This is a genomic window from Flavobacterium sp. AC267 (assembly GCF_979258715.1).
This window is the reverse complement of sequence record NZ_OZ409875.1, coordinates 5,233,168-5,259,199: the sequence shown is the minus strand read 5'-3', so window position 1 is coordinate 5,259,199 and position 26,032 is coordinate 5,233,168. Positions and strand designations below refer to the sequence as shown.

25 protein-coding genes and 2 pseudogenes are annotated in these 26,032 nt (G+C 33.1%); 11 read left to right on the top strand and 16 right to left on the bottom strand.

Annotated features, from left to right (window positions below; translation table 11 throughout):
* Positions 1–10: 10 nt before the first annotated feature.
* The 3 genes from ACZZ95_RS27925 to ACZZ95_RS27915 all read right to left on the bottom strand — a co-directional run bounded on the left by ACZZ95_RS27925 (position 11) and on the right by ACZZ95_RS27915 (position 3,589).
* On the bottom strand, positions 11–2,167 hold the full coding sequence (locus ACZZ95_RS27925; RefSeq protein WP_463471574.1) for a prolyl oligopeptidase family serine peptidase: 2,157 nt from the start codon (positions 2,165–2,167) through the stop codon (positions 11–13).
* A 77-nt stretch (positions 2,168–2,244) separates the two neighbouring features.
* Positions 2,245–3,081, bottom strand: coding sequence for a DUF6929 family protein (locus ACZZ95_RS27920; RefSeq protein ID WP_463471573.1), 837 nt, complete (start codon positions 3,079–3,081; stop codon positions 2,245–2,247).
* Positions 3,082–3,115: 34 nt separating this feature from the next.
* Positions 3,116–3,589: a hypothetical protein gene (locus ACZZ95_RS27915; RefSeq protein WP_463471572.1), complete on the bottom strand. Its 474-nt coding sequence runs from the start codon at positions 3,587–3,589 to the stop codon at positions 3,116–3,118.
* A gap of 234 nt (positions 3,590–3,823) precedes the next feature.
* On the opposite strand from ACZZ95_RS27915, the gene ACZZ95_RS27910 reads away from it, so the two are divergent.
* Positions 3,824–4,702, top strand: a complete 879-nt coding sequence (locus ACZZ95_RS27910; protein WP_463471571.1) for a PPK2 family polyphosphate kinase — start codon at positions 3,824–3,826, stop codon at positions 4,700–4,702.
* A 181-nt stretch (positions 4,703–4,883) separates the two neighbouring features.
* On the opposite strand, the gene ACZZ95_RS27905 is transcribed toward ACZZ95_RS27910, so the two are convergent.
* A complete protein-coding gene (locus ACZZ95_RS27905; protein WP_463471570.1) occupies positions 4,884–5,405 on the bottom strand; it encodes a hypothetical protein in 522 nt (173 codons plus the stop codon).
* 365 nt (positions 5,406–5,770) lie between these two features.
* Between ACZZ95_RS27905 and ACZZ95_RS27900 the strand changes: the two genes are divergently transcribed.
* Genes ACZZ95_RS27900 through ACZZ95_RS27890 form a run of 3 tightly spaced genes read left to right on the top strand, consistent with a single transcriptional unit; the run spans position 5,771 to position 7,991 of the window.
* Positions 5,771–5,998 (top strand): hypothetical protein, encoded by a 228-nt coding sequence (locus ACZZ95_RS27900; RefSeq protein ID WP_463471569.1) that lies wholly within the window; start codon positions 5,771–5,773, stop codon positions 5,996–5,998.
* A 57-nt stretch (positions 5,999–6,055) separates the two neighbouring features.
* A complete protein-coding gene (locus ACZZ95_RS27895) occupies positions 6,056–6,742 on the top strand; it encodes an LTA synthase family protein (protein ID WP_463471568.1) in 687 nt (228 codons plus the stop codon).
* Entirely contained in the window at positions 6,711–7,991 is a 1,281-nt protein-coding gene (locus tag ACZZ95_RS27890; protein WP_463471567.1) for an LTA synthase family protein, read from the top strand. Before ACZZ95_RS27895 ends, ACZZ95_RS27890 begins: the two co-directional genes overlap by 32 nt.
* 77 nt (positions 7,992–8,068) lie before the next feature.
* Here the strand turns inward: ACZZ95_RS27890 and meaB are convergent, their stop codons facing one another.
* The 3 genes and pseudogenes from meaB to ACZZ95_RS27875 form a co-directional block, all read right to left on the bottom strand.
* Entirely contained in the window at positions 8,069–9,166 is a 1,098-nt protein-coding gene (gene meaB, locus ACZZ95_RS27885; RefSeq protein ID WP_463471566.1) for a methylmalonyl Co-A mutase-associated GTPase MeaB, read from the bottom strand.
* Between the two features lie 337 nt (positions 9,167–9,503).
* A pseudogene (locus tag ACZZ95_RS27880) lies at positions 9,504–10,147 on the bottom strand (NAD(P)-dependent oxidoreductase).
* A 58-nt stretch (positions 10,148–10,205) separates the two neighbouring features.
* Positions 10,206–10,613, bottom strand: coding sequence for an RrF2 family transcriptional regulator (locus tag ACZZ95_RS27875; RefSeq protein WP_463471565.1), 408 nt, complete (start codon positions 10,611–10,613; stop codon positions 10,206–10,208).
* 283 nt (positions 10,614–10,896) lie between these two features.
* Between ACZZ95_RS27875 and ACZZ95_RS27870 the strand changes: the two genes are divergently transcribed.
* Positions 10,897–11,808, top strand: coding sequence for an AEC family transporter (locus tag ACZZ95_RS27870; RefSeq protein WP_463471564.1), 912 nt, complete (start codon positions 10,897–10,899; stop codon positions 11,806–11,808).
* 112 nt (positions 11,809–11,920) lie between these two features.
* Positions 11,921–12,559, top strand: coding sequence for a peroxiredoxin (locus tag ACZZ95_RS27865; RefSeq protein ID WP_095951991.1), 639 nt, complete (start codon positions 11,921–11,923; stop codon positions 12,557–12,559).
* A gap of 169 nt (positions 12,560–12,728) precedes the next feature.
* Here ACZZ95_RS27865 and ACZZ95_RS27860 read toward each other — a convergent pair whose 3' ends face one another.
* The 3 genes and pseudogenes from ACZZ95_RS27860 to ACZZ95_RS27850 form a co-directional block, all read right to left on the bottom strand.
* Positions 12,729–14,948, bottom strand: a complete 2,220-nt coding sequence (locus ACZZ95_RS27860; RefSeq protein ID WP_463471563.1) for a cation:proton antiporter — start codon at positions 14,946–14,948, stop codon at positions 12,729–12,731.
* A 257-nt stretch (positions 14,949–15,205) separates the two neighbouring features.
* A pseudogene (purB, locus tag ACZZ95_RS27855) lies at positions 15,206–16,554 on the bottom strand (adenylosuccinate lyase).
* 188 nt (positions 16,555–16,742) lie between these two features.
* Complete coding sequence (locus ACZZ95_RS27850; protein WP_463471562.1) at positions 16,743–17,432, bottom strand: SIR2 family NAD-dependent protein deacylase; 690 nt, start codon at positions 17,430–17,432, stop codon at positions 16,743–16,745.
* A 185-nt stretch (positions 17,433–17,617) separates the two neighbouring features.
* Here ACZZ95_RS27850 and ACZZ95_RS27845 point away from each other — a divergent pair, with 185 nt between their 5' ends.
* From ACZZ95_RS27845 to ACZZ95_RS27835, 3 genes are all read left to right on the top strand, one after another.
* Positions 17,618–17,959 (top strand): type II toxin-antitoxin system HigB family toxin, encoded by a 342-nt coding sequence (locus ACZZ95_RS27845; protein WP_463471561.1) that lies wholly within the window; start codon positions 17,618–17,620, stop codon positions 17,957–17,959.
* Positions 17,929–18,519, top strand: a complete 591-nt coding sequence (locus ACZZ95_RS27840) for a helix-turn-helix domain-containing protein (protein ID WP_463471560.1) — start codon at positions 17,929–17,931, stop codon at positions 18,517–18,519. Before ACZZ95_RS27845 ends, ACZZ95_RS27840 begins: the two co-directional genes overlap by 31 nt.
* Before the next feature lie 71 nt (positions 18,520–18,590).
* Positions 18,591–19,253: a TrmH family RNA methyltransferase gene (locus ACZZ95_RS27835; protein WP_463471793.1), complete on the top strand. Its 663-nt coding sequence runs from the start codon at positions 18,591–18,593 to the stop codon at positions 19,251–19,253.
* Between the two features lie 202 nt (positions 19,254–19,455).
* Here the strand turns inward: ACZZ95_RS27835 and ACZZ95_RS27830 are convergent, their stop codons facing one another.
* The 6 genes from ACZZ95_RS27830 to ACZZ95_RS27805 all read right to left on the bottom strand — a co-directional run bounded on the left by ACZZ95_RS27830 (position 19,456) and on the right by ACZZ95_RS27805 (position 25,065).
* Positions 19,456–21,432, bottom strand: a complete 1,977-nt coding sequence (locus ACZZ95_RS27830; protein ID WP_463471559.1) for a preprotein translocase subunit SecA — start codon at positions 21,430–21,432, stop codon at positions 19,456–19,458.
* Positions 21,401–22,798 carry a DEAD/DEAH box helicase gene (locus tag ACZZ95_RS27825; protein WP_463471558.1) on the bottom strand — a complete coding sequence of 466 codons (1,398 nt, stop codon included), beginning with the start codon at positions 22,796–22,798 and terminating at the stop codon, positions 21,401–21,403. Before ACZZ95_RS27825 ends, ACZZ95_RS27830 begins: the two co-directional genes overlap by 32 nt.
* 84 nt (positions 22,799–22,882) lie before the next feature.
* The gene (locus tag ACZZ95_RS27820) at positions 22,883–23,104 is read right to left on the bottom strand and encodes a DUF2795 domain-containing protein (protein ID WP_007138072.1); all 222 of its coding nucleotides are present in this window, start codon (positions 23,102–23,104) and stop codon (positions 22,883–22,885) included.
* Between the two features lie 246 nt (positions 23,105–23,350).
* Positions 23,351–23,920, bottom strand: coding sequence for a cob(I)yrinic acid a,c-diamide adenosyltransferase (locus tag ACZZ95_RS27815; RefSeq protein WP_463471557.1), 570 nt, complete (start codon positions 23,918–23,920; stop codon positions 23,351–23,353).
* A gap of 54 nt (positions 23,921–23,974) precedes the next feature.
* Positions 23,975–24,355, bottom strand: coding sequence for a hypothetical protein (locus ACZZ95_RS27810; RefSeq protein WP_463471556.1), 381 nt, complete (start codon positions 24,353–24,355; stop codon positions 23,975–23,977).
* A gap of 23 nt (positions 24,356–24,378) precedes the next feature.
* Positions 24,379–25,065 carry an ABC transporter ATP-binding protein gene (locus ACZZ95_RS27805; RefSeq protein WP_463471555.1) on the bottom strand — a complete coding sequence of 229 codons (687 nt, stop codon included), beginning with the start codon at positions 25,063–25,065 and terminating at the stop codon, positions 24,379–24,381.
* Positions 25,066–25,352: 287 nt separating this feature from the next.
* On the opposite strand from ACZZ95_RS27805, the gene ACZZ95_RS27800 reads away from it, so the two are divergent.
* Positions 25,353–25,553, top strand: coding sequence for a hypothetical protein (locus ACZZ95_RS27800; protein WP_463471554.1), 201 nt, complete (start codon positions 25,353–25,355; stop codon positions 25,551–25,553).
* A gap of 32 nt (positions 25,554–25,585) precedes the next feature.
* The gene (locus ACZZ95_RS27795; protein ID WP_463471553.1) at positions 25,586–26,014 is read left to right on the top strand and encodes a DUF6565 domain-containing protein; all 429 of its coding nucleotides are present in this window, start codon (positions 25,586–25,588) and stop codon (positions 26,012–26,014) included.
* Positions 26,015–26,032 lie beyond the last annotated feature (18 nt).

The window sequence follows — 26,032 nt, the reverse complement described above, 5'->3', positions numbered from 1 at the left end:
TGCTAATTGCTTATTTCGCAATTTGAAATTTTGAATTTCCAACCTGCCACAATGCAAAAGCAAACATATCTGCACTATCATTATAAGTTACGTCTAGATCATTAGAAAAATGTCCGTTTGCGTAATTTACATGCAATAAGATTGGTCTTTCTGAACTATTGTAATTTTGTAAAATTGCGACAAACTTACCTGGAATCCAAGAATCTACTCTTGCATCGTTGATTCCAGTATGAACTAATACAGCAGGATATTTTTCTCCTTTTTTAACCTTGCTTTGCGCATCCATTTCTAGAAGATATTTAGTGTCTGTTTCGTTTTTTAAAGTACCAATTTCCGGTATTTGATTTGGACCATTCGGAGTAATTTCACTTCGTATAATATTGGTGTCGCCAACTTCAATAAGTGCCACTCTAAAAAGATCGGGGCGTTCTGTAATTGCTCTTCCAATTAATACACCTCCCATGCTGGCACCATTTCCAATAAGTTTAGCAGGTGAAGTATATTTTTCTTTTATCAAATATTCAGAACAAGCAATAAAATCTTTCCAAGTATTTGGTTTAGTTGCTTTTTGACCTCCTTTATGCCAATTTGCTCCTTTTTCCCCGCCGCCTCTAACGTGTGCGAAAGCAATTACAGTGTTTTGCTCCAGCAATGCCATAAAATCATCGCCAATATAATATGGCGTTCTGCTTGATCCGTATGCGCCATAACCACTAATATAACAAGGAGCAGAACCGTCTATTTTAATATTTTTAGGATAAATAATAGATAAAGGAACCATAACGCCGTCATGACTTGGTACTTCAATTTCTTTTACAACATATTGTTTTGAAAAGTCGGGATAATTTCCGCTCGAAATAAATTGTTTTGACTTTTCTAAGCTACCAGAACCACCATCAAAATAATAAGTCGTAGAAGGCGTGATCCAGCCATTGTTAAAAAACAATAAATTATCATTTTCACGAGAGTTTAAAGCATAACCTCCATTTGAACCTTTTGGAAGAGCTATTGTTTTACTTTCTAATGTTTTTGGGTTAATCTGATATTTGTCCTGAACGATTCCGTCACTTAAAGTATAATAAATGAAATTTTTAGTTTTCTGAATTCTGCGTAATATTTTATTGCCTTCCGGAATTACAATTTTAGCATTGTTAATAGTAGGATTTTTAATATCCGTTAATCCTATTTTATAATTTGGTGCGTTTTTGTGTGAAAGAAAAAAGAATTGATCTCCAATTATTTGATAGCTTGTAATTTCGTCTTCATATTTAATAAGCGGTTTCCAATTTATTTTAGGATTGCTAAGTTCTGAGTAAGGAGCATAAAAAGCCAATATTTCGCTTTTTGTAGATCCGATTTCTAAAATTATGTATGTATAATTGTCAGAGAAAGTGATGTCAGGAAACTGCTCCGACAGAAGGTTTAAATTTGGATTATTCTCTTTTGAAGCCAGAATTTTATCTGTTTCAGGATTCCTGCCAATAGTGTGAAGCAAAGATTTCATGTTTTTTAGAAAATTATCACTTTTACTATCATTAGTACTCATTTTTGTATAAGTAATCCCTTTACTGTCTGGGGTAAATGTGAAACTAAATTCGCTCCATACCGGCGTTAAATTATCCTCGAGAAAAGTTTTAGACTCAAGATCCATAATTCGCAGATCACAAACTTCTGCACCGTCTTGAGATAAGGTAACCGCTAATTTTTTCTGATCCGGGCTTATTGTAAAATTGGTAATCGTTGCATCTTTTTTATAAGTATTAGGATCTAAGATTAAAACTTCGGTTCCATTTAAGCCTTTACGAATGTAGAGTTTATCAATACTTTCTTCTTTTTTCTTTTTGGTGTAGTAATAATTCTCTCCGTATTGTCGCACATAACTATAAGTATCTCCCCCTAAAGTCTGCATTTCTTTCATTCTATTGAAAAGAGCATCACGGCCAGAGATTTTTTTAATAACAGAATTGGTATAATCGCCTTGATCTTTAAACCATTTTTGCACTTCTGGGTTTTTCATGTCTTCCATCCAGCGGTAAGAATCTGTGATTTTTGTTCCAAAATAATCATCTACAACTGGATGTTCAGGTGTTGAAGGATATTGAAATTGTGCGTGTGATATTTGACTTGTAATAAAAACTAAAAGAGCGAAAGTGGTTTTTCTGATCATTATTTTTTTATGGTTTATAATTATTACTTATGATATTCTGATATAGACAAAGACTGTCTAAATAAAAAAATGTCGCATTATTTTACAGGAATCGTCAATTTATAAATCTTAGTTTCTAAAAGATCCGTGTCATTATCTTCACAAAGTAAAAACTCGATTTTATTGTTTTCTTTTTTATAGAAAGTCAAACCTTCAAATTTATTGGTTGCCGTTATTTTTTGGGTAAAATCGATTTTCATGGTTTTAAGATCGATTCTTCCGATGAAACTTCCTAATATTTCGCCGTCGTCATAAGTTGATTTAGTGTCTTCTGCGGTTGAAAGGAAATAGATTTTATCATCGACTAAAACGGCGTCTGTAAAACTTGAACGAACGCCTTTTATTTTTGGAAGTTTGTAATTGACAGCAATCAACGCAAATTCATCTTCAAGACTTTTTGCATGAATGGTAAAAATGGTGTTTTTGTTTGAAATTCCGTTGCCTCGATTGAATAAATACCAGTTTTCGCCATCGAAAATGGCGCCTTCCAAATTGAAATCTTCCGGTTTTATTTCGCCAAAACTTTGCATTAAACCGTATATATCTGCCAAATTATTTTTCTTTAAAACGGTTTTGGACTTCAAATCGAATTCGATCATTTTGTTTCGGTTTTCGGTAGAACCAGAACCAAAAACATAAAGCGTGTCGTTATGATGTGTTAATGATTCGAAATCGGGTTTTAAATTTTTTGGGATATTTTGTGTCGGATTTTCAATTAAAGCGTGTTGATTTAATTGCTGTTTCTGCATATTGTACTCGTACAAGAATCCGCTGTTGTCGCCAATGATGTAAAGTGCATCGTTATTATAAAATAATCCTGATGCCGAACCGATTCCGATGATTTGAAATAGTATTTCTAATGTGAATTTTTCCATGAATTGTTGTTTTGAAAGACAAAATGTTTTTGTCTTATTTTATATTGATTAGTCTTAATGTATGTTGATTTACAGTATCTTTAATTTTTTCTAATGAGTTAGAGGTAATACAATCGGCAATAGCGATATAGACTAAATTGTTATCATCTGTCAAGCTTTTGTTTTCCATTATTTCCGTACCAGAACTGTTAATTCCGCTTAATAAATATATAGGAGTTTCTTGTTTATAGAGAAGAGTTGTTATTTCGACAGCTCTTTTTAAAATTGCTTCCTGAATATTTTTGTTGCCTTCTGTATATTCAATTCGCGATACACATTGATATAAAGAGTAAAATGAAACATCTTTTTTTGGTGGGAGTATATCTTTTGTTCCTTCAATTGGTTTTAAATCTTTAAAACATTTTCCATAAACTTCGATATAAGCTTTTTTTGAATTTTCGTGATTTATATCCTGACAAAAACTTTGGTATAGATTAAAGAGAAAAAGTATAATAAATATTTTTTTCATTACAAGTTAAAAGTTTATATGTAAAATGAATGTCTATTTTGAAAATAACTGCCTAGCCCTGATAGCAATGAAAATACTTTGAAAAGAAATTGAATTTTTTCTTGACAGAACAAAGCGACCAACGGAAGCTCTTGTTATGGCTTAGAAAAAAGCAATTTATTGAAAAGTATTGCAATGAATAGCAGGAATATGCTTCGTAAAATTAGTATATTTATGAGACAAAAAATTAAAAATATGAAATCAATAGACCCGAAAGATTTTAAAGTTGTAGATAAAATAAAATTAAAGAAGCTTCCGACTTTATTAAATGTTGATGCAGATGATGATGAAAAAGAAGAAAAACTAGATAAGGTTCAGTCAAAATTGAGTGATTTGCAGGATGTCATGTATGCGCATAATAAATATTCGGTTTTAATCTGCCTTCAAGGAATGGATACTTCTGGAAAAGACAGTTTGATTCGGGAAGTTTTTAAAGAATTTAATCCGCGTGGGGTTGTGGTTCATAGTTTTAAGACACCAAATTCGACTGAATTGGAACACGATTATTTATGGCGTCATTATATTGCTTTGCCGGAAAAAGGGAAATTTGCGATTTTTAATAGAACACATTATGAGAATGTTTTGGTGACAAGAGTGCATCCTGAGTATATTTTGGCAGAGAATCTACCAGATATTAAGTCGGTTGATGATATTAAACCAAAATTTTGGAAAAACAGAATTGAACAAATCAATAATTTTGAAAAGCACATTGCCGAAAACGGAACGATTGTGATGAAGTTTTTTCTGCATTTAAGCAAAGATGAACAGAAATCTCGTTTATTACGCCGTTTAGAAGAAGGAAAGCACAATTGGAAATTTTCGCCGGGAGATCTTAAGGAACGCGAACATTGGGATGAATATCAGGAATATTATGAAGAAGCAATAAATCAGACTTCTAAAGAGCATGCGCCTTGGTACGTGGTTCCTGCTGATGATAAAGATATGGCGCGCTATATTGTAGCTAAAATTATTTGGGAGGAAATGAAACAATATACGGATATTCAGGTTCCCGACTTAGCTAAGGAAATTAAAGACAATTTTGAAATGTATAAGAAAACTTTGGAAAAGAGTTAGTATTGGATAATTTGCGAATGTGTCAATAGATATTTTTTTTGACAAAGAAACCCGACAGGTTTAAAATCTGTCGGGTTTACTTTATACTATAAACTGGAAAATGTTAGAAATAAAAAACCCGACAGACTATGCGAGCTGTCGGGTTTTTACCAAAAACAAAATAATAAATTAAACCTATTTTTTAAAGTTTAAAACCATATGCAACACGAAGTGCTACTTGGTTGGTTTTAAAATCATGATAATCTTCGTAACGAACACTTAAATCGATGTATTTATTAGCGTATCCAATTCCTGGCGCCCATAAAAAAGTAGTGTTGTTGTAACCGTTTGTTACTGCAAAACCAGCACCTAGTTCTCCTAGAACATAAAATTGATCTTTTAAAACGAAGGCTTTAAAACCTGCTTTAGCGGGAATAAATCCAAGATCTTTAATGTCATTTCCTACGGCATCTTTTTTGCCATTAAATAAATTAGTAAAACCTGTTGTTAAGGTTAACGATGTTTTTTTAGAAAGATCGTATTGTAAACGAACGTCTCCACCAAGAGCCCAGTCATAATCGTTGTCGGTTGGAAGTCCTCCGTTAACTCCAAATCCTAATCTAAATCCTTGATCGTAATTTGTTGCTTCTGTTTCTTGAGCGAATGTTGTGTTAGAGAATAAAAAAGCAAAAGCGACTAGGCAAATAATCTGTAATTTTTTCATGGCTTATAATTTTGAATTATTAATGATGTAAAAGTAAAACGGAGGTATTTCGAGATTGTTATACAATTTTTAAAAATCGTTATATAATATTATTGTAAAATGATTTTAGTCTTAATATTGGCTTATATTTTTATTAATAGGATAGAATTCGCGACTTCTGATTATCTTTGCCGACTAAAATTGATTACAAGTGAATTCAAAGCAGTATACTAAGAGTTACTCTACATTCGCTTTTTATTACTAATTAGAAGAGCAATAACAAAATCGGTTTCAAATAACTAAATTTGAACAGAAAATAAGGCACAGATTATAAAGGTTTTTGAACTGTGACAAAATAATATAAACACTAAAAAAATAAATAAAAGATGGAATTACCTAAATTTTTACTTGGAGACAATACTGATTTTCCAGATGATATTTTTATCATTCACCTTGATTATCCAAGATTTATTATCAATCTAAAAGATGATGAGGTAGAATTTTTAGAAGAAGCAGAAGATCTTGACGAAGCAGAATTAAATGCAGAAATGGAAGGTTTGATTGAAAAAGCAAATGCTTTTTACGACCGCGAATTAAACCGTTACGAAGAATAAAGACCGCGCTCTGTGTGCGTCTTTATGACTGCACGGTAAAAACATTTACATTATCTAATGAAAAAATTAAGTTTTTTAAAACCTATATTTAATTTTATAGCAATCGGTTTATTGATAACTACTTTAAGCCGAATCTTTTTATTTTTCCTTTTTAAAGAAAGGGTAGCAGAAACACCTAATTTCTGGTATATTTTTCCAATTGGTCTAAGAATGGATTTGATATTACTTTGTTATTTATCTTTTCTTCCAGCTTTATTGATTACATTTTTACCCAATAAAAGGATAAAATTCACCAATAAATTTCTTGTAATCTATAGTTTTTTATTCCTGTTTTTTATTCTTTTTGTAGAATTGGCTTCGCCGGATTTTATAAAACAATACGATACAAGACCCAATAAGATTTTCTTGGATTATCTTATTTATCCAAAAGAAGTTGTTGGAATGCTTTTAAAAAGTTACCTGACTTCTATAATCATTACTTTTCTGATTTTAGGAATTGTACTTTATTTTGCATTTAAAAAAGGGCAGAAATATTTTTGCACCACAAATACCGACTATAAGTTCAAATTGATGGTATTTCCAATACTTGCTTTTCTATTATTTTTTGGTGCACGTTCGAGTCTAACTTCAAAACGTCCTATAAATGCTAGTAATGCTGTTTTTTCAACAGATCAATTAACCAATACGCTAGGGTTAAATTCATTTTATACAGTTGCTTTTGCAAGCATATTCTATAAAAAATGAAGGAAACACCAAAATGTACGGTAAAATGGATGAAGCCGAAGCGATTGCACGCGTAAAAAAATATATGATCGCGGGAGCAAGTGACTTTACAGATGCTGAAATTCCGTTTCTGCATGTACAGCGACCAGACTCTGTTTTGAAAAAACCTTATAATTTGGTGATTTTTTTACAAGAAAGTTTAGGTGCAGAATACGTGGGGATTCTTGGAGGGAAACCATTAACGCCAGAATTTGATAAATTATCTAAAGAAGGAACATTATTCACCAATTTGTATTGTACAGGAACCAGAAGTGTTCGTGGCATTGAAGCAGTTGTAACTGGTTTTTTACCTTCACCTTCAGAAAGTGTGGTTCGATTAGGAAACTCACAACAAGGATTTTTTACACTTGCTGATGCTTTAAAACACAAAGGTTACGATACAAGTTTTATTTATGGCGGCATGGCAAATTTTGATAATATGGCTTCGTTCTTTAACGGAAACGGCTTTAGTGATATTATCGATCAATCCGATTTTGAGTCTGATGGAAATAAATATGCTTTTAAAGGAACTTGGGGATATTCTGATGAAGATTTAGTAACCAAAGCCAACCAATATTTTAAATCAAAAGGCGATAAACCATTTTTCTCCCTGATGTTCTCAACTTCAAATCATGAACCATTTGAATATCCAGCGGGAAGAATTAAACCTTATGATAAAAAAGAAGCGACTGTAAACAACGCAATGAAATATGCCGATTTCTCTATTGGAAAATTCTTCGAATTGGCTAAAAAAGAGGATTACTTCAAGAATACTATTTTTATCGTAATAGCAGATCATAATACCAGAACATACGGAAAGAATTTAGTACCCATAAACAAATTCCATATTCCGGCATTTATAATAGGACCAGGAGTTTCACGAGGAGCCGTTTACGATAGATTGGCAAGTCAGATTGATATTCCGCCAACATTATTAAGCTATTTAGGAATTCCGTTTGAAACACCAATGGTGGGAAGAAATTTAAATAAATTAGATCCAAAGGTGCAGGGGAGATCGATTATGCAGTTTAACGACATTAATGCTTTCAGAGTTGAAAATCAGGTTGTGATTATGCGACCAAATTTAAAACCTTTGCAATTTGAAGTTAAAAATGATACGACTTTAATTCCTGTAAAATTAAATGAAGAATTAGCAAAAGATGCTTTGGCACATGTAATTACAGCGGGGAATTTGTATAAGGAGAGTAAGTATAAGCTTAGAGCTAAATAAAGGTTCAAAGGCTCAGAGTTACAAAGGAACAAAGGTTCAAAGAAACAGAGAAAAAACTTTGTTCCTTTGAACCTTTGCTACTTTGCACCTTTATTAAAATACAATTTTAATAATTCAGAAGCAACTGCAAAAGGTGAAATTTCATCATTTTGCACTGCTTTTTTATTTTCTTCTAAAAGTGAAATGATTTCTGGCTGATTGTAAAAGTTTTGTTTTAACTGCTCATTAATGGCTTCCATCATCCAGAACTGATTTTGTTCTTTTCTTTTTTCTTGAAAGACTCCAGTTTCTTGAGTCATTTCAAAGTAGTCAGAAATTGTATTCCATACTTCAGAAATACCTTCTTTTGTTACAGAACTGCAAGTCGTAACTTTTGGTCGCCAGTTTGATTTTTTTGGTGGAAATAAATGTAAAGCGCGATTAAATTCTACTTTCGCCTGATTGGCTTTTTTGATATTATCACCATCCGCTTTATTAATGACAATTGCGTCAGCCATTTCCATAATACCGCGTTTAATGCCTTGAAGTTCATCTCCGGCGCCTGATATTTTTAAAAGTAAAAAGAAATCGACCATACTGTGTACCGCAGTTTCGCTTTGACCAACACCAACAGTTTCAATAATTATAGTGTCAAATCCTGTCGCTTCACAAAGAATAATGGTTTCTCTGGTTTTGCGTGCCACACCGCCCAAAGTTTCTCCAGAAGCGCTGGGTCTTATAAAAGCATTTTGATCTTTAACCAATTCTTCCATTCGGGTTTTGTCGCCAAGAATGCTTCCGTGTGTAAGTGAACTGCTGGGATCAACTGCTAGAACTGCAATTTTTTTGCCTAATGCTGTAAGTTGTTTTCCAAAAGCTTCAATAAAAGTACTTTTTCCAACGCCGGGAACGCCCGTAATTCCTATACGAATTGACTTATTTGCATGAGACAAACAGCCCTGAACTACTTCGCCCGCTTTTTCAAAATGATCTGAATTAGTGCTTTCGATTAAAGTTATGGCACGGCTTAAAGAAGTTCTATTCCCTTCTAAAATACCATTAATTAATTCTTCTGACGAAGGCTGTTGTCTGCGTTTGTGCTTAATTTGATTAATAGCTGAAACATTGGTGATTTCAGGAGGTGAAATTCCAGCTTTTTCACTTAAGTCGCCAGCTTGTTTATTGAGATTTGACAAAACGCATTTTTTAGAAATGTAAAAGTACAGAAAACAAAAAGAGTTTCAAAAAGTTAGTTTGCCACGAATTATATGTATTTACACTAATTTGTTACATTTTTTTGTCATCTTGAGCGAAGTCGAAAGACACGCAAGTAACTCGACAAGGATTGTTTAACTACAAAGAGACCCGACAGGTTTTCGAAACCTGTCGGGTCTGAGTAGTATTGCAGAATTACTTTGTGTGTCCTTCGACTTCGCTCACGATGACACATCATTTTGTTTAAAAAATAATGCGCGAAAAATCGTGGCATGAAAAAAACTTAGCGACTTAGAATCTCAGAACCTTAGCATCTTTTTAGTAACCAGCTGTAAAGCGTACTTGATGATGTTTTGGAGTTTCTACTTCATCAGCAATTACAACCGCTAAATCTTCTACAGATAAAATACTTCTTTGCTCGTCATTGAAAACAGGATTTTCTAATCCTAAACGGTAATTTCCAGTTCTTCCTGTTTTAATTCCAGCGTGCATTTCGAACGCAGGGCTAAAAAATGCCCAGTCTAGATCTTTTTCTTCTTTGATGATGTTTAAATAATGTCTTGCAAGCATTTGCTCCTGGATAAATTTCTTTTGGGAAATCTGGCGTATCAACAGCTTGTAAATCTGGTGCAACAAATAAACTTCCAGCTCCTCCGATAGTGATAAAACGTTTTACACCCGATTTTTTAACTGCTTCCTGAATCGCTTTTGAACCTGCTAAAAAGTCATCGTAAATGTTTGGGTTTGTCCATCCTGGATTGTAAGCGTTGATAATAGTATCGTGTCCTTTTAAAATTTCTGCCAAAGCGTCAACATTAAAAATGTCTGCGACTGACCCAAGTTGCATTTGCATTATCTTTTGGAGTTCTTGCGATTGCAGTAATTTCATGTTTTCTGTCTGCTAATTCGTTTAAGATTGCTGAGCCAACAAATCCTGTAGCTCCAATAATTGCGATTTTCATAATATATAAATTTATTTAGTAATAAAAAATGTTACAGTTTTAGTCAAAAAAATAGTTTTTAAAATTGATTCGAAAAATCTTCTAAAGAAATGTTTTCAAGTCGCGCGCTAACTTTCTGATTCATTTCGCTGTATAAAGCTTCCAGATTCTGATTGATTTTCTTCCCAACGGGACAATCAGGATTTGGCTGATTTTTGGCGAAGCCCAGACCAATAGTTTCAAAAGTCATTTCGAATATTTCTTTTAAAGTCAATTTAGAAGCATTTACGGCTAATTTTGTTCCTCCATTTTTTCCTTCTTTACTTTCTACAATATGATGTGCTTTTAAATTGGCAATTTCTTTTCGAACCAAAACCGGATTTAAATTGATACTCCCCGCAATAAACTCCGAAGACAAATAATCGTTTGGAAATTTATTGAGTAAAGTAAGAATGTGAATCGTTATGGCAAATTTACCTGAAATCATACTGTAATAAAATATGTTACAAATTTACATCTTTTTGTAACACAAAATACTAATTTAACTTTTTTTTTATTCCTTAACGATTAGTAACTAGTCCTTAGTAATTAGTCTTGAGCTTTAATGCTTTGTAATTATTACTTTTGCATAGTAATTAGTAATAACTATTATTGTATAAAATGTTTAGTAAAAAAATGTGAGCTTTAATTCAGCCTAACAATTTGATCTTAAAAATAAGTACTAATAACTAATTGCTAAGGACTAGTTACTAATTACTAACAACCAATTAATGAACAACTTCCTTTTAATATTTCTCTTTCTTTCAATCGGTTTAATTTTACAGCGGGTAAAACAATTTCCTGTACACATTTATAAGACACTCAATAAAATTGTTATTTATTTTTGCCTTCCTGCGATTACTTTATATCACATTCCGAAAATAAAGTGGAGCACTGATTTGCTTTTTCCAATAGGTGCGGGCTGGATTACCTACATATTTGCTTTTATATTTTTTCATTTTTTGGGAAGAAGAAACGGCTGGTCCAATAAATTAATTGGCTGTCTGATTTTAACAGCAGGTTTGAGTAATAGTTCTTTTCTCGGTTATCCTATTATTGAAGCTTTATTTGGGAAGAAAGGATTAGAAACCGCTGTTTTGGTAGATCAGCCGGGGACTTTCGTAGTGGTGTCTACACTTGGTGTTTTTACTGCGGCTTTTTATTCCAAAGGAAGTCCAAATGCTTTAGGGATTTTAAAAAAGATAATCTTGTTTCCGCCTTTTATAATGTTTGTTTTGGCTTGTTTGATGAATATTTTTCAAGTTGATTTAAATGAAAACTTTCAATCTATATTATTAGCAATTGGAAGTTTGGTCACACCTTTGGCTTTACTATCAGTTGGATTGCAGTTAAGTTTTGATCGAAAAAGCCAGCATTGGAAATTCTTAAGATTGGGACTTTTCTTTAAACTGATTTTAGTTCCTTTCGTAATTTTTGTTCTTTATGTTTTTATTTTCAATCAACGTTCCGAAGTGATCAAAATTACTTTAATGGAAACTGCTATGGCACCCATGATTACTGGAGCAATTTTAGCTTCGACTTACGGATTAAAGCCAAAATTAAGCAGTATGATGATTGGTTACGGAATTCCAATTTCTTTTGTAACCCTTGCCTTCTGGTACTTTATCCTAAGTTTTATTTAGTTTAAAATAGTAATTATATCGATAAAGTAGAATTTTAACTTTTTTTTACGTTTTGAATGTTTTTCTAAATGCATTTTTTAGTTAATTTTAAAGGAACTAAAAAATTGAAATTATGTCAACATTAAGATTAGGCGATATAGCTCCAGATTTCCACGCAGAAACCACGCAGGGACCAATTGATTTTCATGAATGGTTGGGAGATTCATGGGGTGTGTTATTTTCGCATCCAGCAGATTTTACTCCTGTTTGTACTACTGAATTGGGAACTGTAGCTAACTATGTTCCTGAATTTACCAAAAGGAATACGAAAGTTATTGCTTTGAGTGTAGATGGTTTAGACTCACACAAAGAGTGGATTAAAGATATTAACGAAACTCAAAATACAGAAGTTACTTTTCCAATTATTGCAGATGAAAATAAAGAAGTAGCGAATTTATACGATATGCTTCATCCAAATGCGAGCGACAAATTTACAGTTCGTTCTGTTTTTGTGATCGGACCAGATAAAAAAATAAAATTGACTTTGACGTATCCAGCTTCGACAGGAAGAAATTTTGACGAATTACTTCGTGTTATTGACAGTTTGCAATTGACAGCAAATTACAGCGTTGCAACGCCCGCAAACTGGAAAGACGGTGAAGATGTTGTAATTGCACCTGCAATTCCAGACAGCGACATTCCAGCAAAATTCCCAAAAGGACATACGCCAATTAAACCTTATTTACGTTTGACACCACAGCCAAATAAGTAAGTTTTTTTTAGGTTCAAAGGCTCAAAGGGGCAGAGGTTCAAAGGCTCATAAAATAAAAAGCACTACAATTTTCATTTTGAAAATTGTAGTGCTTTTATATAAGAAAATGATATGCTCGCAGAAAAACCTTTGCATCTTTGAGCCTCTGTCCCTTTGAACCTAAAAAAACTTACTTAACCGCCAATAAAGCAGTCATTCTTTTTTTGTCGCCCACGACCCAAAGAATATCGTTTTTCTCTAAGATTAAACTAGATTCTGGATTTAGGATACGATTTCCGTTTCTTTCTATTCCAACAACCATTCCGTCTGTTTTCGCTCTAAATTGTCCGATACTTTTCTGAATAAATTCTTCCTGAGAAACTTCAAGCTGACGTAGTACAATATTAGTTTCTTCTACTTTTCCGGGAGCTTCAGTTTCATTTTGAGTTAAAAATTTAGTGAATTCAACAATCTGGGCATCGGTACCAATTACGCAGATTTCATCTCCAGGAAATAAACGTTCAATTTTGGTTGGAATTGGTATCGTAACTTCACCTCTTTTAATATAGGCAATATTAATTCCCAATTCTTCCCGAATCTTTAATTCTTGTAATGTCTTACCAACTAAATTAGATTCTTTTTTTATTTCAAAAAATGACATGTGACCATCCCACGGCATTAGATTAGCATATCTTCTGTCGATTTTTTTGTTTTCACGATCATTAAGATTTTTCAAAAAGTGATTTTCGATTCTATGGTATTGTTCGTTCAGTTTTTTAGGGAAAATTTGATAGGCGGCAATCGCAATAATCAGCGCCACAAATGCTACTAAAGGCGAGAAGAAAATATTCAATAGAAATCCAACAAAGAATAATCCAAGGCTCATTCTGATTAAAATCAGCATTAAAAGTGCTCCTCGATATTTGCGCTCTTCCCAAAGTATTTCTACTTCTTCCACTTTAACACGACGAAGCGAAAGCGCCCATAAAAATGGCGCAATTATTACCAGTGTTAATAAAGCGACTAAAGTATTTCCAAAACGTGTATCGGCTACTAATGGCGCTACAAATCGGGACGACAGTAAAATAATAGCCGCAATAATAATGGTGTGAAGAATAATTTGAGTGACTGAAGAACGCAGTACCACCTGCCAAGTACTGACAGACTTAATGGCCTGTGCATTTACACTGTAGCGGTTAATATTTTTAACCCATTTTTTAGGCATTTTTGATTCTAAAAATTGAGCAAATGTTTCAGAATATTTGATTAAGAACGGAGTTGTAAAAGTTGTTACTGCAGATACTGCCACAATAATTGGATACAAGAAATCGCTGGTTACTTTTAAAGTCATTCCGAGTGTTGCAATAATAAAGGAGAACTCTCCAATTTGCGCCAGACTCATTCCCGTTTGAACAGATTGTTTAAGAGGCTGACCAGAAATTAAGGCTCCAATAGAAGAACTAAATGCTTTTCCGAAAATAGTTAAAAGCGTAATCAATGCAACAGGAAGTGCATAAGTCACTAAAGTTCCCGGATTGATCAACATTCCTACCGATACAAAGAAAACAGCGCCAAATAAGTCTTTTACCGGCTGAATCAAATGTTCGATTTTTTCAGCCATTGTAGTTTCAGCGATAATAGAACCCATAATAAAAGCTCCTAAAGCTGGTGAAAAACCAACATTTGCGACAAAAATTACCATCATTAAACATAATGCTAATGAAATAATCAAAAGCATCTCATCTGTCATAAGATGTTTGGCTTTTTTAAAGATTGTCGGAATTATAAAAATACCGCCTAAAAACCATATAATTAAAAAGAAAACCAATTTTAAAACAGATTGAAGCAATTCACCCCCAGATACCTGATCGCTGACCGCAATTGTCGATAATAGCACAAGCATTAAAATAGCTACAATATCTTCAACAATTAAAGCTCCGAATACAATTCCAACGAACTTTTTTCCTTTGACCCCAAGTTCGTCAAAAGCTCTAATTATAATAGTAGTGGACGAGATGGAAAGAGTGGCACCCAAAAAGATGCTGTCCATTTTTCCCCAGCCCATCCATTGGCCGACACAATACCCAATCAGTGTCATAAACAAAATCTGAGTTATGGCGGTGATCGATGAGGTGCCTCCAACTTTCATTAGTTTTTTAAAACTGAATTCGAGTCCCAAACTAAAAAGCAAAAAGATTACCCCGATTTCGGCCCATACTTCAACACTTTTCATGTCGGTTATAGATGGGAAAAAATCAAAATGGTTTCCAGCTAAGAATCCTGCAATTAGGTATCCTAGAACCAGAGGCTGTTTCATTTTTTTAAATAATAAAACGGCAATTCCAGCAGTCATAAGGATTAATCCCAAATCACTAATTAAAGGTTGTAGGTGATGTGTACTTTCGGTCATGCAGCATTTAAGGCAATCATATAATAAGTGGTATTTTTTTTAGGAGCTGATCCAGCTTTACATTACAAGCTTTTGTTCAAAAATGCCTATTTTTTAAGCAGTTCCAGGAGCTTCCGTTGGTCGCTCTGTACCTGCAAAAAAAATATGGCTTTTTTCTCAAAAGGCTTTTCATTTTAATCTGGGCTAACTCTCGATTTAAATAAAAAAAGCTATCTCGATAAAGATAGCTTTTTTTGGTAAAATATTTGGTGTTTTCTTTAAATTCCTGTGTAGTTACTAGGAGTTATTTGCATTAATTCTGCTCTAACAGCATCAGAAACTTCTAAAGTTGCAATAAAATTATGAATTGCATTTTTGTCAATAGCTTCGTTTGTTCTAGTAAGTCCTTTTAAGGCTTCATATGGATTTGGATAAGCTTCGTGACGTAAAATTGTCTGAATAGCCTCTGCAACAACTGCCCAGTTTCTTTCTAAATCTTCAGCAAATTTACTTTCATTTAAAAGTAATTTGTTTAAACCTTTTAAAGTGGCTTCAAAAGCAATAATAGTATGTCCAAACGGAACACCAACATTACGTAAAACAGTACTGTCAGTTAAATCGCGCTGTAATCTCGAAATTGGTAATTTTGCTGACAAATGTTCAAAAATAGCATTTGCAATTCCTAAATTTCCTTCAGAGTTTTCAAAGTCAATTGGATTTACTTTGTGCGGCATTGCAGAAGAACCAATTTCTCCCGCTTTGATTTTTTGTTTGAAATAATCCATCGAAACATACGTCCAAATGTCACGGTCTAGATCTATAATAATAGTGTTGATTCTTTTTAAAGCATCAAAGAAAGCGGCAAAATGGTCGTAATGCTCAATTTGAGTTGTTGGAAAAGAATGCTTGCAAACCAAGATTAGTTTCAACAAATTTATTTCCAAATTGTTTCCAGTCAATTTGCGGATATGCTACATGATGTGCATTGAAGTTTCCTGTAGCGCCGCCAAATTTAGCGAACAAACGGAACATTGAATAACAAACGCATCTGCTCTTCTAAACGCTCTACAAAAACCAAAAGTTCTTTACCCAAACGAGTAGGAGAGGCAGGCTGTCCGTGTGTACGTGCCAGCATCGGAATGTCTTTCCATTCAACGCTCAATTCTTTTAATTTAGAAATTACGGCGATTAAAGTCGGCATATAAACTTGCTCAAACGCTTCTTTAGTAGAAAGCGGAATAGCAGTATTATTAATATCTTGAGATGTTAATCCGAAATGAATGAATTCTTTATACTGAGATAAACCTAATTTTTCAAAAGCATCTTTTATAAAGTACTCCACTGCTTTTACGTCGTGGTTAGTTACTTTTTCTGTTTCTTTAATCCAAAGTGCATCTTCTGTCGAAAAGTTTTTGTAGATATTTCTTAAACTTTCAAATAAACCAGAATCAATACCTTGTAATTGTGGTAATGGAATTTCGCATAAAGAAATAAAATATTCCACTTCAACCAAAACACGGTATTTTATTAAAGCTTCTTCAGAGAAAAAAGGGGCTAAATTTTGGGTTTTATTTCTATATCTTCCGTCAATTGGTGATATAGCATTCAGTTCGTTTAGAGTAGTCATTGTTATGTTGTTTTTCGAAAGGTGCAAATATAAACAGAATTTGCGGATTTAAGTAATCCTAAATCCAATTGAATACATTAAAAAGAAGACAAAACACAAATTTCACGAATTAGCACTAATTTTTTTGCCTTTATAGATTAGCAGAAGGTTCGTGATAATTCGTGAAATTTGTGTTTAATGATTATACTCTAAATTGATTTTAATTTTTCTCTTAAATCGGCAACTCCTTCCGAAGCAAATTTGGCAATCGTTTCAACCTTATTTCTAAGATTGGGAATTGCAATAGGTTTTGGATCAATATAAAAAACAGGAGTTGTACTTGGAACATACGAAATTAAGCCTGCGACTGGATAAACTTGCAATGAAGTTCCTATTACGGCAAAATAATCTGCTGTTTCAGTAATATCAATGGCTTCTTCTAAGGCTGGAACTTCTTCGCCAAACCAAACAATGTGAGGACGTAATTGATTTCCGTTCACATCAAAATCTCCGGTAAATAAATCTTCTGTCCAATCTAAAATTAGATTTTTATTTTGAACACTTCGAACTTTTAATAATTCTCCATGCAAATGCAGAACTTTTGTACTTCCGGCACGTTCGTGTAAATCGTCCACATTTTGAGTGATAACATGAACATCAAAATCTTTTTCTAGTTCAGCCAGAATAATATGTCCGAGATTGGGATTGACATCTTTTAACTGCTGACGGCGTTTGTTGTAAAAATCCAAAACTAATTCTTGATTTTTATACCAGCCTTCAGGTGTTGCAACTTCCATTACATCATGTCCTTCCCACAAACCGTCGCTGTCACGAAATGTTTTGATACCACTTTCTGCACTGATTCCGGCTCCGGTTAAGACTACAAGTTTCTTTTTCATGTTTTCCAATTTTGAATCTCAAATATATAAAATAATCAATAGTCGTTTTGTGTGATCTATTTAATTTTTTATAAGTTAAATCTTATATATTTGATATTTTTAATGAAGTTGTAAAAGGAGAGGTTTAATTTTATAAAACAACAAAGTTCGGTTTTAATAAGAACTTTTGTATATTGCAATGCTTTATGAGAATTATTGGAAAGAAAATAATTTTAAAAATTAAGAGTAAAAATATTGGGAATAAGAAATTGTGTACTGAAATCGATAGGCTAATTTTTGACCTAGAGAATTTTGATACTGATAAAGAAAAAATCGAAGATTTACGAGGCGATGCCGATTGTGTTCATAATGATGGTTTTTACTTTTTTGATATCAATATTCATCGAACATTAATTTTAATTGAGTTTGATTCTGAAGGAGAAGCTACTATAATTTGGGCTGGAACTCACCAAGAATATGAAACGATTTTTAAAAACAATAAGAAGACCGTTGAAAAATGGTTGAGAAAAAATGGTTATATAGAATAATGAAAACATACTTAGATATTGAGAAATTAGTTAGTGATGGATTAATTTCAAATGAGTTAGATTATGAAAGAGCTCTTATTGCCGAACGCAAACTTAGATTACTAGCGAAAGAAAGTGTGCATTTTAAGAATTTAAGATTTAAACTTAGAGACTTAATAGAGAACTATGAAAAATCAGAATGGAATGATGTAGACCAAATTGATGATCATAAACTTTTGGAAATTGAAAAATCTGAACGTATTGCAGAACTAGAACGACTATTTATGGAAAACCGCAAGTTTGTAATTCGTAAAAGATTAAAAGAGTTTGACTTAACTCAAGAAAATCTAGTCGCAATTTTAGGGCATAAAAGCAAAACACATATGTCAGAACTTATAAATGGTATTAAGCCTTTTACTTTGAAAGATTTAGTAATTATTAATAGGATCTTGAAAATTGAAATGGGCTTGTTGATTCCTGTCTTCCTTTCTAAAGCAGATCAAATCAGACTAAACGATGTTGTAAAAGCACTTGGGAAACCAAAAGTAAAAATTAGTGCCGAAGATTTAGTTGTTTCATAAATAAGATTTCAATATAAAATATCTTTTAACAGCTTAAAAAAGTAATATTTTTGCAAAGAAACAGAATTAAAATGATTGATTTAGATTACCTCGCATTTTTAGAAAATATATTAACAGACAACCGAAAAGAAAAATTCCTAAAAGTACTAGGAAATCGCACCAAGCATTTTACAATTGCAGTAGAAGATGTTTTTCAGATGCACAATACAAGTGCTGTTATGAGAAGCTGTGAGGTTTTTGGAATTCAGGAATTGAATGTAATCGAACAACGTTACGGAAAAAAAATTGACAAAGAAATTGCGATGGGGGCTCAAAAGTGGGTGGACATTAATCAGTTCGATTCGGTAACTACTTGTATTTCGACTTTAAAAGAAAAAGGTTATCAAATCATCGCTACTACACCTCATGAAAATGATTGCTTATTGGAAGATTTCGATATTACAAAACCAAGTGCCTTATTTTTTGGAACTGAGAGAGATGGATTGTCGGAAGAAATTCTTCAAAAAGCCGATGGATTTCTTAAAATTCCAATGGTTGGTTTTACAGAGAGTTTAAATATCTCAGTTTCGGTCGCTATCATCATTCAGAATTTAACAAACAGATTGCAAAATTCAGATATCGACTGGCATTTATCAGAAGAGGAAATTCTAGAAAAACGTCTGGCTTGGGCTAAAAATTCAATTAAAGATATAAAGAGAATTGAAGCACGATATTACGAGGAGAATCGTAGATAGTCTCAGTATTCAGTCTCAGTTTTCAGTTTTCGGTCTCAGTCAGTCTCAATCAGTCTCAGTCTCAAGTATGCGTCACAGTTCGAAAAGATAAATAACTAATTAAGCTAAAAAAAAAACCCCGACAATTTTAAAAATTGTCGGGGTTTTATATTTAATTCCTATCAGCCTGAAAACTGAAAACTGAGACTGAATACTGAGAATACTATTTAACAAGAACCCATTCGCCAGAAGCGATTAAAGTTTCTGCTTTTTTAAATTTCATTATTTCTGTATTACCAGTTGCAACTTCTTGAACAGTTACAGTATCGTTACGATTGATTTTTGGCATATCTCTGACGATAGTTTCTGTAACTTGACGTCGCTGTGTTTCTCCAGCTTCACGGTTGATGCTTTCGCTGTTTGGAATTTCGTCTTTGCTTAATTGTAAATTTTCTTTTGGACGAACTTCTCTTGCTTCGTGAATTTCAGGAACGTTTTGAGCAGGTAAATCACCTTTAAATAAGAATGAAATAACTTCTTTATTAACGTTGTCTAACATTCCTCTAAACAAGTTGAAAGCTTCTAATTTGTAAATAAGCAACGGATCTTTTTGCTCGTGAACAGCTAATTGAACAGATTGTTTCAATTCGTCCATTTTGCGTAAGTGTTTTTTCCAAGCTTCATCAACGATAGAAAGCGTGATGTTCTTTTCAAAATCAGCAATTAATTGAGAACCTTCGCTGTCATAAGCTTTTTTCAAGTCCGTAACAACATTCAAAGTTTTGATTCCATCTGTAAACGGAACAACAATTCTTTCAAAGTGGTTATTTGGTTCTTCGTAAACACCTTTAATAATTGGGAAAGCTTCTCTGGCGCTTCTTTCTGTTTTTTCAGTATAAAATGCCAATGCTTCTTTGTATACTTTTCCTGTGATTTCAATATCAGATAATTTTAAGAAATCTGCTTCTGAAAGCGGAGATGTAATTCCGAAATAACGAATTAAATCAAAATCAAATGCTTTGAAATCATTTGTTACTTTATTATTGCTTACAATTAATTCGCAAGTATCATAAAGCATATTAGCGATATCTAGTTTCAAACGCTCACCAAACAAAGCGTGGCGGCGACGTTTGTAAACTACTTCACGCTGTGAGTTCATAACATCATCATATTCTAATAAACGTTTACGAACACCAAAGTTGTTTTCTTCTACTTTTTTCTGAGCACGTTCGATAGATTTAGTCATCATAGAATGCTGAATAACTTCACCTTCTTTTAATCCCATTCTGTCCATTACTTTTGCAACTCTTTCAGAACCAAATAAACGCATTAAGTTGTCCTCAAGAGAAACATAGAATTGAGAGCTTCCTGGATCTCCCTGACGTCCTGCACGACCACGTAACTGTCTGTCAACACGACGAGAATCATGGCGCTCTGTACCAACGATTGCTAAACCTCCGGCGACCTTTACTTCTGGAGATAATTTAATATCGGTACCACGACCAGCCATGTTTGTAGCAATAGTTACAACTCCAGCCTTACCAGCTTCTTCTACAATTTGTGCTTCTTGTTTGTGCATTTTAGCATTCAAGACATTGTGTGTAACGCCTCTCATTTTCAACATTCGGCTTAATAATTCTGAAATCTCTACAGAAGTTGTTCCAATCAATACTGGTCTTCCAGCGTTTGATAATTCGGTAACGTCTTCAATAACAGCGTTGAATTTTTCACGTGTTGTTTTGTAGATATAATCTTCTTTGTCAATTCTTGCAATTCCTCTGTTGGTTGGAATTTCAACAACATCCAATTTATAAATCTGCCATAACTCGCCAGCTTCTGTAACCGCTGTACCTGTCATACCACCTAATTTGCTGTACATTCTGAAATAATTCTGTAATGTTACAGTAGCAAAAGTTTGTGTCGCGACTTCAATTTTTACATTTTCTTTTGCTTCGATCGCTTGGTGTAAACCGTCAGAATAACGACGACCATCCATGATACGACCTGTTTGCTCATCGACAATCATAATTTTGTTGTCCATGATCACATATTCTACATCTTTTTCAAATAAAGCGTAAGCTTTTAAAAGTTGTGTAAGAGTATGGATACGCTCGCTTTTTACACCAAAATCTTGGAATAATCTTTCTTTAGCTTCAGCTTCAGAATCTTTATCCAGTTTTTGCTTTTCGATAGCAAGCAATTTCTGTTCCGATGTCTGGTAAAACGAAGAAATCGGCATCAGTATCTCCAGAAAGGTATTTGATACCATTATCTGTTAATTCAACCTGATTGTTTTTTTCTTCAATCACAAAATACAAAGCTTCGTCAACTTTATGCATGTCGCGATTGTTATCCTGCATATATTGATTTTCAGTTTTTTGAAGTAATTGTTTAATTCCTTCTTCACTTAAAAATTTAATTAATGCTTTATTTTTAGGTAAACTTCTGTAAGCTCTTAATAATAAGAAACCACCTTCTTTAGTATTTCCTTCTTTGATTAATTTTTTAGCTTCTGCCAAGAAACCATTTGCTAACTGACGTTGTTGTGCAACTAAGTTTTCGATTTTTGGTTTCAATTCATTAAATTCATGACGATCTCCCTGTGGAACTGGTCCTGAAATAATAAGTGGTGTTCTAGCATCATCAATTAATACAGAATCGACCTCATCGACAATTGCATAATTGTGTTTTCTCTGTACTAAGTCGCTAGGCGAGTGCGCCATGTTATCTCTTAAGTAGTCAAAACCAAATTCGTTGTTGGTTCCGTAAGTGATATCTGCGTCGTATGCTTTTTTTCTTTGCTCTGTACTTGGCTGGTGATTATCAATACAATCAACAGTTAAACCGTGAAATTCGAATAAAGGTGCTTTCCATGTACTATCACGTTTTGCCAAGTAGTCATTCACAGTTACTAAGTGAACACCGTTTCCTGTCAAAGCATTTAAGTAAAGAGGTAGTGTAGCAACCAAAGTTTTCCCTTCACCCGTTTGCATTTCGGCAACTTTACCTTCGTGCAAAACCATACCGCCAATTAGCTGAACATCATAGTGAATCATGTCCCAAGTAATGTCTTTTCCGGCGACATTCCATTTGTTAGCCCAAACCGCTTTGTCACCATCAATAGTAATATAAGGTTTTGTAGCTGAAAATTCGCGGTCTCTTGGAGTTGCGCTCACTTCGATATGAGAATTGTCTTTAAAACGACGAGCTGTTTCTTTAACAACAGAAAATGCTTCTGGAAGAATTTCCAATAAAGTTTTTTCTGAAATTTCATAAGCCTCTTTTTCAAGAGAATCAATAGCATCATAAAGATCTTCTCTTTTGTCAATGTCTTCGATGTTTTCTACTTCCGCTTTAAGCGCGGCAATTTTAGCATCTTTATCAGCTCTAGCTTCTTTGATTCTATCTTTAAAATATACAGTTCTCCCTCTTAATTCGTCGTTTGAAAGACTCATTAAAGTAGTTTCGAATGTTTTAATTTTGTTTAAGTAAGGTTGTAAAGCTTTGACATCTTTCTGTGATTTATCACCTACAAAGACTTTAATAATACTGTTTATGAAACTCATGATTTATTGTATTTCTTTATTATTATATGTATTTGAACCAAAAAAAAAGCCTCTGTGATGAGACTTTTTCCTTTGGTTTATTTTTTAATATTCATCCTCATTCCAAAGATAATCTTCGTCTGTTGGATAATCAGGCCAAATTTCTTCCATTGATTCATATATCTCGCCTTCATCTTCGATTGATTGAAGGTTCTCAACTACTTCTAATGGAGCACCAGCTCTAATTGCGTAGTCTATAAGTTCATCTTTGTTAGCAGGCCATGGCGCATCACTTAAATAAGATGCTAATTCTAATGTCCAATACATCTGTTATCTGTTTAGTTTGTGCAAAAATAAATTTTTTACTGAAAAAGACAAGTAAATTTTGATTTATTTTAATAAAATTTAAGAACGTCTTCTCGAAATTCCAAAAATTAAATTCCAAATTCCAAAAAAAGAACCTGAAATTGCCACTATTTGGAGATTTCTATATTATTTAAATTCGCAGAATTTTTAATTTTTAATTTTTTCTTTGGAATTTGAGATTTTCAAAAATTGGGATTTTAAGAAAATTTATTTTCTCGGAATCCATTTCACTTCCTCCGCTTTTAAGTCAAACGACAACTTCCGTGCCAAGACAAAAAGGTAGTCAGAAAGTCGGTTTAAGTACTGAATTGCTATTTCTGGAACGGGTTCGTTATGACTTAAATGTACCGCTAAACGCTCCGCTCGACGGCAAATACAGCGCGCAATATGACAATGTGACACTGTTGGATGACCTCCTGGTAAAACAAAATGGGTCATTGGAGGAAGGCTTTCGTCCATTTTATCGATCTCGTTTTCTAATAATTCAATATCTGAATCAATTATACCAAGATTTTTCAAACGAAGTTCACCGTTTTTTAAAACCTCTTTTTCTTGTGGCGTTGCCAAAATGGCACCAACAGTAAAAAGACGATCCTGAATTTCGATTAAAATAGTTTTATACTGAGAATCGATTTCCTGATCGCGAATTAATCCTATATAGGAGTTCAACTCGTCTACAGTTCCGTAGCTGTCAATTCTAATATGATCTTTTGGTACACGAGTTCCTCCAAAAAGAGCCGTTGTTCCTTTGTCGCCTGTTTTGGTGTATACTTTCATTTTTTTTGAGGTGCTAAGGTTCTGAGATTCTAAGATGCTAAGATTTTAAAAATTTTAGCTTTTTGGATAGCGAAAAGCGGCTACGTATTTTTTGTCGTTAATCTTAATAAGTATGGCAATATTTTCTATTTTTTTGTCTTCTGTTGGTATTTCAGATGAAAAAACATTTTTCTTTTTATTTTTTGAGCCTTTTAGAAATTTGTTCGTATTGTCAGAAAATTTAAACATAACTGATGCCTCAATTTTTTTGATAGAAACAGGTTTGTTTAAGGAATCTTCAACATAATAATCAATTGTTTTGTCGTACTTAATTATACCCACTGTATATCCGTCATCAACAATAACCTTTCCTTTTAAGGGTGCACTTGTCTGTGCGTTGACACAGTTAAGTATAAATAAAAATATAGGTAAAAGTTTTTTGCTTTTTAATGTCATTATTATAGTATTTAGGACTAAAACTATTTAGTTACATCACTTTCAATTAATCCATCGCGTAAACGAATTACACGATGTGCGTAAGCGACGATGTCTTCTTCGTGAGTTACTAGAATTACAGTATTTCCTTGTGCATGAATATCTCCAAAAAGTTTCATAATCTCTACAGAAGTTTTACTGTCTAAGTTTCCTGTAGGCTCATCGGCTAGAATAATGGACGGTTTGTTTACTAAAGCTCGGGCAACAGCAACACGCTGGCGTTGTCCTCCAGAAAGCTGATTGGGCTGGTGATCCATTCTGTCGGCAAGGTTTACTTGTTTCAGTACTTCAGTTGCTCTTGCAATTCGGTCAGATTTTCCGTAACCAGCATAAATCATTGGAAGTGCAACGTTATCAAGTGCAGTTGTTCTTGGCAGTAAATTAAAAGTTTGAAAAACGAAACCAATTTCTTTATTTCTAATTTCGGCTAGTTCATCATCTCTCATTTGGCTGACATCCTTTCCGTTTAAAACATAATGTCCAGACGTTGGCGTGTCTAAACAGCCTAATAAATTCATTAATGTAGATTTTCCAGATCCAGAAGGTCCCATTAAAGCAACATATTCGCCTTTTTTTATTTCTAAATCTATTCCTTTTAATACATACACAATTTCGTTACCTAAAACAAAATTTCGTTTGATGTCAGTTATTTTAATTAATGGTTCAGCCATTCGTTTTTATAATTTGGATTTAAAAGTACAAAACACTTTTGAATAAATTGATTAGTAGCTGGTATTTGGTTTTTGTTACAAAGACCTCTTTTATAATCAAATGTTAATTTCAGCATGTGAAATTTTGAAAGATGTTATATTGTTTTTACTGTGTTTTGTATAATTTTCATTATTTTTTAATTTTTATAGTATTAATATGTTTTAAATATTAAAAAAGTGGTAATAATGTAATTTAAGGTATGATGTTTTAAGTAAATTTGATATTATTAATTATAACAATCAAGATTATGAAAAATATTAAAATAACTGCAGTAATTGCATTATTGGCGTTAAGTTTTACGTCGTGTAAAGATGAAAAACAAGAAAAGGCACAGCGAACAATTGATTCTTATGTAACCTACGTAGATTCGGTTAAAAATGTTAAAGCCGAAGATTTAAAAGAAAATTGGAATGCTGTTGAAGCAGAATATGACAGAAGAGTCTGCTGAAGCTAGTTTAGCACTTGCTGACATTAAAGATAATGCTCGCTCAAACTGAAAAAATAAATACGAGTAAAGCGAAATATGAGGATTTTAAAAACGAAATGACCACCCTTATTGCCCCGCCAGTCGCGAGTCCTAAACAACAGTTGAGAAATGCTTTGTTTGGTGAAGGAAAAATTGGAGACGATATGAGTTTTAGCTGGGTTAACGCTCAAAATATTCATAGTGTTTACCAACAATTTGTTCATACAGTAGAAAATAATAAAGACAGTTATTCTAGAGAAGACTGGGATGAAATTAAATTATTGTATGAAGCATTAGACAGTAGAAAAAACACTGTTGAAAAAGAAGGACTTTCATCTGAAGATAATAGAAAGATTGCAGGTTTGAAAGTGAAATTTGCACCAATGTATACTGTTAACAGAATGGGTGCAAAATCTGAAGAAAACAAAGAAGCAAAAAAATAAAATTATTTTGAATTAGTA

Bases quoted from the DNA above. Each gene is read 5' to 3' on its own strand.
- ACZZ95_RS27925 (WP_463471574.1), bottom strand. From the start codon at position 2,167: ATGATCAGAAAAACCACTTTCGCTCTTTTAGTTTTTATTACAAGTCAA.
- ACZZ95_RS27920 (WP_463471573.1), bottom strand. From the start codon at position 3,081: ATGGAAAAATTCACATTAGAAATACTATTTCAAATCATCGGAATCGGT.
- ACZZ95_RS27915 (WP_463471572.1), bottom strand. From the start codon at position 3,589: ATGAAAAAAATATTTATTATACTTTTTCTCTTTAATCTATACCAAAGT.
- ACZZ95_RS27910 (WP_463471571.1), top strand. From the start codon at position 3,824: ATGAAATCAATAGACCCGAAAGATTTTAAAGTTGTAGATAAAATAAAA.
- ACZZ95_RS27905 (WP_463471570.1), bottom strand. From the start codon at position 5,405: ATGAAAAAATTACAGATTATTTGCCTAGTCGCTTTTGCTTTTTTATTC.
- ACZZ95_RS27900 (WP_463471569.1), top strand. From the start codon at position 5,771: ATGGAATTACCTAAATTTTTACTTGGAGACAATACTGATTTTCCAGAT.
- ACZZ95_RS27895 (WP_463471568.1), top strand. From the start codon at position 6,056: ATGAAAAAATTAAGTTTTTTAAAACCTATATTTAATTTTATAGCAATC.
- ACZZ95_RS27875 (WP_463471565.1), bottom strand. From the start codon at position 10,613: ATGATTTCAGGTAAATTTGCCATAACGATTCACATTCTTACTTTACTC.
- ACZZ95_RS27870 (WP_463471564.1), top strand. From the start codon at position 10,897: ATGAACAACTTCCTTTTAATATTTCTCTTTCTTTCAATCGGTTTAATT.
- ACZZ95_RS27865 (WP_095951991.1), top strand. From the start codon at position 11,921: ATGTCAACATTAAGATTAGGCGATATAGCTCCAGATTTCCACGCAGAA.
- ACZZ95_RS27860 (WP_463471563.1), bottom strand. From the start codon at position 14,948: ATGACCGAAAGTACACATCACCTACAACCTTTAATTAGTGATTTGGGA.
- ACZZ95_RS27850 (WP_463471562.1), bottom strand. From the start codon at position 17,432: ATGAAAAAGAAACTTGTAGTCTTAACCGGAGCCGGAATCAGTGCAGAA.
- ACZZ95_RS27845 (WP_463471561.1), top strand. From the start codon at position 17,618: ATGAGAATTATTGGAAAGAAAATAATTTTAAAAATTAAGAGTAAAAAT.
- ACZZ95_RS27840 (WP_463471560.1), top strand. From the start codon at position 17,929: ATGGTTGAGAAAAAATGGTTATATAGAATAATGAAAACATACTTAGAT.
- ACZZ95_RS27835 (WP_463471793.1), top strand. From the start codon at position 18,591: ATGATTGATTTAGATTACCTCGCATTTTTAGAAAATATATTAACAGAC.
- ACZZ95_RS27825 (WP_463471558.1), bottom strand. From the start codon at position 22,798: ATGAGTTTCATAAACAGTATTATTAAAGTCTTTGTAGGTGATAAATCA.
- ACZZ95_RS27820 (WP_007138072.1), bottom strand. From the start codon at position 23,104: ATGTATTGGACATTAGAATTAGCATCTTATTTAAGTGATGCGCCATGG.
- ACZZ95_RS27815 (WP_463471557.1), bottom strand. From the start codon at position 23,920: ATGAAAGTATACACCAAAACAGGCGACAAAGGAACAACGGCTCTTTTT.
- ACZZ95_RS27810 (WP_463471556.1), bottom strand. From the start codon at position 24,355: ATGACATTAAAAAGCAAAAAACTTTTACCTATATTTTTATTTATACTT.
- ACZZ95_RS27805 (WP_463471555.1), bottom strand. From the start codon at position 25,065: ATGGCTGAACCATTAATTAAAATAACTGACATCAAACGAAATTTTGTT.
- ACZZ95_RS27800 (WP_463471554.1), top strand. From the start codon at position 25,353: ATGAAAAATATTAAAATAACTGCAGTAATTGCATTATTGGCGTTAAGT.
- ACZZ95_RS27795 (WP_463471553.1), top strand. From the start codon at position 25,586: ATGCTCGCTCAAACTGAAAAAATAAATACGAGTAAAGCGAAATATGAG.